This window comes from Pseudoalteromonas sp. (assembly GCF_041613455.1).
GTDB lineage: Bacteria > Pseudomonadota > Gammaproteobacteria > Enterobacterales > Alteromonadaceae > Pseudoalteromonas.
The window spans coordinates 1-6,729 of record NZ_JBFJHD010000167.1; the positions used below are offsets into that span (position 1 = coordinate 1).

At 45.1% G+C, this 6,729-nt stretch carries 5 protein-coding genes; 4 read left to right on the forward strand and 1 reads right to left on the reverse strand.

Features of this window, described 5'->3' with window-relative positions:
* The 3 genes from hemW to ABYB02_RS13075 all read left to right on the forward strand — a co-directional run.
* The coding region (gene hemW, locus ABYB02_RS13065) for a radical SAM family heme chaperone HemW (RefSeq protein ID WP_372762877.1) at positions 1 to 1,021 on the forward strand (1,021 nt) is incomplete at its 5' end.
* A gap of 53 nt (positions 1,022 to 1,074) precedes the next feature.
* Positions 1,075 to 2,907, forward strand: a complete 1,833-nt coding sequence (locus tag ABYB02_RS13070) for a DUF885 family protein (RefSeq protein WP_372762878.1) — start codon at positions 1,075 to 1,077, stop codon at positions 2,905 to 2,907.
* A 107-nt stretch (positions 2,908 to 3,014) separates the two neighbouring features.
* Positions 3,015 to 3,680 (forward strand): hypothetical protein, encoded by a 666-nt coding sequence (locus ABYB02_RS13075; protein WP_372762879.1) that lies wholly within the window; start codon positions 3,015 to 3,017, stop codon positions 3,678 to 3,680.
* Between the two features lie 8 nt (positions 3,681 to 3,688).
* Here ABYB02_RS13075 and ABYB02_RS13080 read toward each other — a convergent pair whose 3' ends face one another.
* Complete coding sequence (locus tag ABYB02_RS13080; RefSeq protein ID WP_372762880.1) at positions 3,689 to 4,405, reverse strand: SIMPL domain-containing protein; 717 nt, start codon at positions 4,403 to 4,405, stop codon at positions 3,689 to 3,691.
* A 101-nt stretch (positions 4,406 to 4,506) separates the two neighbouring features.
* Here ABYB02_RS13080 and ABYB02_RS13085 point away from each other — a divergent pair.
* Positions 4,507 to 6,729 (forward strand): acetate--CoA ligase family protein (locus ABYB02_RS13085; protein WP_372762881.1); only part of this gene is annotated, 2,223 nt, incomplete at its 3' end.

Sequence of the window (6,729 nt, forward strand, 5' to 3'; positions counted from 1 at the left end):
GCAGCATCTAATAGATGACTTAACCGCCGATCTGCACTTAGTGCAAGGGCGAAAAATACACAGTATTTTTATTGGGGGCGGCACGCCAAGCTTATTAACTGGGGCGGCTTATACGCGCCTGTTAAACGCAGTCGACACACTAATTGGTCTAGCAGACAACTGTGAAATCACCCTTGAAGCTAACCCTGGAACAGTAGAAACCGGACGCTTTAAAGACTACGTAAAGGCTGGAATTAACCGCATTTCGATTGGTGTGCAAAGCATGCAAAACGACAAGCTTAAAGCATTAGGGCGCATTCATGGCGCCGATGAAGCACGTTACGCGGCAGAGCAAGCAAAACAAGCCGGCCTTAACAGCTTCAACTTAGATTTAATGCACGGTTTACCCGGGCAAACGCTTGACGATGCATTGAGTGATTTAAAACAGATCATTGCGCTCAATCCCCCGCATATTTCGTGGTATCAGCTCACAATTGAACCCAATACACAATTTGCCTCTAAGCCCCCGACATTGCCGCAAGATGAAACCCTGTGGGATATTCAAGAGCAAGGCCAAGCTTTACTGGCACAAGCGGGCTACCAGCAATATGAAATATCGGGCTATGCCAAACCGGGTTATCAATGCCAACACAACTTGAATTATTGGCGGTTTGGCGATTATTTGGGTATTGGCTGTGGCGCACATGGTAAAGTGACTGATGCAAATAGTGGCATCATCACCCGCACCGAAAAGGTTAAACACCCGCGGGGCTACATGGACATGGTTAAGCCGTATTTGTATAAAAGTTGGCAGGTAGAACAGCACGATTTGGCCTTTGAGTTTTTTATGAATCGCTTGCGCCTAGTCGAGCCGTGCCCAGTAGACGATTTTACGGCACTCACGCAACAGCCGTTGCAAAGCCAACGCGAGGCACTCAACAAAGCGATTCGCACTGGCTTACTAAGCGAAGACAATAATCACTGGCAAGTCACCCTTAAAGGGCAACGCTTTTTAAATGACCTGCTAGAATTGTTTGTTTAGTGCTCGGTGCTAAAAACTATAATAATAAACTTCTAACAACAATAGGGATCACAATGCGTAAACTTACTTTTATTGCAGCCGCAGTTAGTGTGGCACTGCTTGCGGGGTGCCAACAAGCCACCTCATCAGCAACTAAAACAGCGGTGATACAAGTACAACCGGTACAAAGCGAAATAGACAAAGCGAATCAGTTTTTTGAAGATACCTTTAATCGCGATGTGATGAGCAGCCCGGTTTATCAAACCTATATGGGCATTAAGCAAGATTATGATAAATGGGACGATGGTAGCGAAGCCAAAAAACTGCAAGATTTGGCACAAGCGAAAGCCGATTTAAGCACGCTAAATAGCATCAATCGTGCCCAGCTCGACGCTGCCACTAAAGTGAGTTATGACTTAAAAAAGCAAGCGCTTGAAAATACCATTGCCGATTTTAAATGGCGCTTTCATAGTTACCCGGTAAATCAAATGTACGGCACTCACTCGATGGTGGCGGCATTTTTAATTAACCAACATCAAATTAGTAATGTGGCTGAAGCTAACGCCTATATTTCACGCTTAAACGGGATTCCGGCGGTCTTTGAGCAGCTGATAACCGATTTAGAAGTACGCGCTAACAAAGGCATTATTGCACCAAAATTTGTGTTTCCGCATGTTATCGATTCGAGCAAAAACATTATCAGCGGAGCACCGTTTGAACAGGGCGAAGACTCCACATTATTGAGCGATTTTAAACGTAAAGTTGCTCAGCTTGAGATCAGTCAAGCTGAAAAAGACGCACTCATAAACGAGGCCACCGATGCCCTTAAGGTAGCGGTTAAGCCGGCGTATTCTAAACTGCTTAACTACCTAGCTCAGTTAGAAAAACGTGCCGATAATCGCGACGGTGCTTGGAAGTTTCCTGACGGCGACGCGTTTTATAATAACGCGCTTAAACGCACCACCACCACAGAGCTGACCGCCAAAGAAATTCATGCCATCGGCCTTGCTGAAGTAGCGAGAATTCATGATGAAATGCGTGAAATTAAAGATAAAGTGGGCTTTAACGGTGATTTAGCAGCATTTATGCAGTTTATGAAAACCGACGAGCAGTTTTATTTGCCCAATACCGAAGCCGCTAAAGAGCAATATATTAGCCAAGCAACCGCGCTTATCAATAATATGAAGTCGCGCTTGGATGAATTATTTATCGTCAAACCCAAAGCCGATATGATTGTAAAGCGAGTTGAAGCGTTTCGCGAAAAAGCCGCAGGTAAAGCGTTTTACCAGCAACCGGCTCCCGATGGCTCTCGCCCGGGTGTGTACTACGCCAACCTTTACGATATGGAAGCGATGCCAACCTATCAAATGGAAGCGCTGGCCTACCACGAAGGTATTCCAGGACACCATATGCAAATTGCTATTTCGCAAGAGCTTGAAGGTGTGCCTAAGTTTCGTAAATTTGGTGGCTACACGGCATACATTGAGGGTTGGGGCTTATACTCTGAGTTAGTCCCTAAAGAAATGGGTTTATATGAAGACCCCTATGCTGATTTTGGTCGTCTTTCGATGGAATTATGGCGCGCAGCACGGTTAGTAGTGGATACCGGCATTCACGCTATGAAATGGACTCGCCAACAAGGGATTGATTACTACGTTAATAACACCCCTAATGCGACCTCTGACGCGGTTAAAATGGTTGAGCGCCACATTGTTATGCCATCACAAGCAACTGCTTATAAAGTGGGTATGTTAAAGATTTTGGAACTACGTGAAAGCGCTAAGCAGCAACTCGGTGATAAGTTTGACATTCGCCAGTTTCACGATGTAGTGCTTAAAAATGGCCCCGTGCCACTAAACGTGCTAGAAAATTTTGTTAATCAGTGGGTAGCCAGTAAACAAGCTTAACTGTTAATGTAACAATACAAAAGGTCGCTGATGCGGCCTTTTTTGTTTTATATGCCAACCGTTTAAGCTAAAGTAAATAACAGCAGAGCAAGGGGATACGAAACGCTATGGAATTATGCATACAATTACTTAATACTCGCTTAGCCCAGCATCAGCTCGGCGAGCTCGATAACGACTTTAAGCAATTAACCCCGGCACAACAAGCTAGCCAATTGCTGCATGTGTACCACAGCGCGCAGCGCATGCCTGTTAAATATAATTTTATGCAAAATGTGGCGCTTCGGCTGCTCACTAATAACCCACCACCGGCGCCATTTATTAGCCAGCTGAGTAGCCTGGATGCACTGAGCTTTTTTACTCCCGCACTGAAAGTGAACAACGGGTTTAGTGCACAGGATGAACGTGGCAATACCGTATTACACACAGTGTTTAAGCAAGCCGAAGCAACTAATTTGCCTTTTAACTATGTGCGCTCGTTAATGCTATTTGAATCTAACGATGGCTTACTCAAAGCACTTGCATTAACTAATCAACAAGGCTTAACGCCAGTGGCGTGTTATATTGCCTATGCTAATAAGCCCAGTACGCCCATCAAGCATGAATTTTCGGCGCTGTTGGCGTTAATGGAAATGGAACAAAAACAACACCCTCAGGCTAAGCAGCAATTAGTAACACAACTAAGCGCTAATGCGCTAAACGAAACCACATTGTTGTTAAGCGCCGCGTATTTACAGCGTTCACTCACCGAGGTAGCCCGCTTAGTTAAGCACTAACGCTGGCTTTAATCTGACAAGTAATATTCTATGCTGGTGACCACACGCACTTTTTTAATTTGTGGCGTGTTAGAGTCTCTATCGCTAATACTAAATTGCCCTTGCCGCGCGGTTTTAATTTTACCTAGTTTTGAGTCTGAATCTTTTGCGAACTTAATCGCTACTTCGCGGGCTTTTTCGGTCGCTTGCTGCACCATGGCTGGTTTAATCTCGTTTAGCCCCGTAAATAGATATTGCACTTGAGTGTCATAGTTATCTTGCACTATGGCAATGTTTTGTTTCGCTAATTGGCTTACCTTCCCCAATGCATGCTTTACTTTATCGGGAGCATTTGAATAAACAATAATATTGGCTCGGACTATATATCTAAATTGTTTGTTTTCGCTGCCATATTCCCGCGCTTGAGTATCAATAATCGACTGGCTGCCACGGGTGATTTCTGCATCATCAAAGCCGTGCAATTTTAAAAACGCGATCACCGCAGCGTTTTTACGCTCAACCCGACTGACCAAGGTTTCTAAGTTATTATCGACATCACTAAATTGCAGGGGCCAAATCACCGTATCGGCCAACACCTCTTGTTCAGCTAACCCTTTCACCTGCACGGTACGCTCCATCGATTTAATTTCAAGTGCCGTGCCTTTTAAAATAAATGCTAAGCTAATTAGGCCTATACTGACACAGATAGCCGCCAACACATGGTATAACCCCGATCTTTTATTCACGTTATTCTCCTTGTAAAGCAGCTAGATGCTCGAAAAAGTACGCTAAACAGGTTACATTGTGAGATGACAGATAGCAAAGTTTAATCAGCCAAGGAAAAGCCATGAGCCTTAAGCGTATCAGCCAGTTTTTAAACCCACGCTCGGTTGCCGTAATTGGGGCATCAAATACTCCCTCTCGAGCAGGGTATGTGGTCATGCGTAACTTACTGCAAGCGGGCTTTAAAGGGCCAATTATGCCAGTTACTCCGAGCCATACTGCCGTGCATGGGGTATTGGCCTACCCAACGATTAACGCGTTGCCAAAAGTACCCGATTTAGCCGTTATCTGTACCAATAAAAATACTTTAACAAAGATCATTGAGCAACTCGGTGAGTTAGCGTGCCACAACGCAATTGTGATTGCCGATGGTTTAACTAGCGCTCAAAAACACACCTTAAAACACTCTGCTCAGCAGCATAAAGTCACACTACTGGGGCCTAACTCATTAGGGTTATTAATTCCTCACCTAGGGCTTAATGCCAGCTTCTCACATACAGTGGCAAGTCCCGGTAAACTGGCCTTTATTTCCCAGTCGGCCGCGGTGTGTTCCACCATTTTAGATTGGGCAAAAAATAAAGAAATTGGTTTTTCCTACTTTGTTTCCATTGGTGAATGCCTAGATATTAAATTTACTGAGCTACTCGACTTTTTAGGCCGCGACGCTAAAACAAGCGCCGTGTTGTTATATATCGATAATATTGAAGATAGTCGCAGCTTTATTTCTGCCGCACGCGCGGCGGCGTTTAGTAAACCGGTGATCGTAATAAAAACTGGCCGCACCGATGCAGGGGCAAGCGCAGCACAAATAAAAACCGGCAAAGCACATAGCTCAGACGCCGTATACGATGCGTTATTTCAGCGCGCCGGTATGCTAAGAGTAAATGACTTACGTGAATTATTTGCCGCCACGCAAACCTTGGCCATGCACCCTAAGTTATTAAAGGTCGAGCAGCTCACTATTTTAACTAATGGCGGAGGGCCCGGTGTTATGGCGGTCGATGAGCTGCTGCAAAGCTCAGGTAAATTAGCACAATTAAGCGACGCCACTCGTGAGGCACTTAACAAAGTGATCCCACGCTCAGAAACGACCTCCAATCCGGTGGATATTTTTGGCGACTCACTGCCAAGCCGTTATAAGCAGGCACTGGAAATTTTACTGCATGCTCCCGAGGTAAAAAACTTACTGATCATTCACACCCCGTCTGCACTCGCTCCCAGCGACGAGTATGCGCATATTATCGTCGACACCTTAAAAAAATTGCCAAAAATGACACGCCCTTACGTGATCACTAATTTCACCGGTGAAGATGCCGCCTACACCGCCAGACGTATTTGTACTAATAATGCCATTCCGACCTATCGCACTCCCGAGGGCGCTGTGGGCGCCTTTATGCATTTAGTTAATTATCGACGTAATCAAAAACACTTAACCCAAACGCCTGAGTCGAATTGTGATGATGACAAAATTAACAAGTCGGCGGCCAAAGCCCTAGTAAATGAATTTTTAGAGGAAGGGCAAAGTTATTTATCAACCCATCAAGCGAGCCAAATTTTAAGTCATTACGACATTGAATGTATTCAAACTGAAGTGGCTTACACTCCCACCGAGGCCAAAGAACAAGCCATAGAGTTGGGTTTTCCGGTGGCACTAAAGCTGATCAGCCCCAGCATTCCATCAAAATCTGAAGTCGGCGGTGTAGTGCTTAACTTAAACGACGCCCAAGAGGTAGAGCAAACTGCGTTTGCGATGTTGCTAAGAATAAAAAACACTTACCCGAATGCAGTCATTGATGGCTTTTCCTTACAAAAAATGGCCCCTCGCGCCGGCGCTAACGAATTACGTATTGCAATAAAAACCGAGGCCAATTTTGGCCCAGTTATTTTACTTGGCGAAGCCGGTACGGGTCTTGAATATGCACAAGCTGCGGTTGCTTTCCCGCCACTAAATATGAATTTAGCAAAATATTTAATTGCCGCCGCGCACGATAAAGGGGTATTAAAAGAACGTATTTTACCGGAAAAAGTGGATAAATACCGACTCTGCGCCTTGCTCACGCGGATCTCACAATTAGTGATCGATCAACCCGATATTAGCTCGCTTGAGCTCAACCCGATCTTGGCTAGCAATGGGCAATTTTTAGTGCTCGATGCCACCATGACCATCAATCGCTACCAAGTACAAACACACCGCAAGCGCTTGTCTATTCGTCCCTACCCCATTGAGCTGGTTACAACCGTTACGCTAAAAAATAACACGGAGGCGATACTGCGCCCAATTAAACCA